1 protein-coding gene is annotated in these 481 nt (G+C 41.8%); it reads left to right on the top strand.

From position 1 onward, the window contains the following. A partial coding sequence (locus tag AC2JF8_RS09255; RefSeq protein ID WP_500762801.1) for an HAD family hydrolase occupies positions 1-481 on the top strand: 481 nt, incomplete at both ends.

Here is a 481-nt window from a genome sequence, read left to right as displayed (position 1 = left end):
CTTTGCTACAATATGTTGATCAGGATCAACTGTCTTTACGCCCTGTAGAAAAGAAAATTCCGTTTAGTTCAAGTTATAAATACATGGCCACTCGCCATCCGCAAGCAGAAGGTTCAATTATTTATGTCAAAGGTGCGCCAGAAGTATTGTTACAACTTTCTACGTTATCTGATAATCAAAAAGGTGCTTGGCAAGCACAAGCTGCGCAATTAGCGCAAAAAGGACAACGGGTATTAGGTTTCGCTTATAAGACAGTTACGTCACAACAGGAACTGACACATGAAACATTGTCAGGATTGACGTTTGCTGGACTGGCAGGCATCATCGATCCGCCAAAAGAAAGTGCCATTCAAGCCGTCAAAGAATCTCAAGAAGCAGGTATTTCCGTCAAAATGATTACCGGAGACCATAAAGATACAGCGCAAGCCATTGGCGAGCAAGTTGGTTTAAAGCATACGAAAAAAGTCCTTGAAGGATTAGA

This window comes from Lactobacillus sp. CA30L (genome assembly GCF_059900845.1).
Note: the sequence above shows the minus strand (reverse complement) of the source record. Positions and strands in the feature narration are given on the sequence as shown.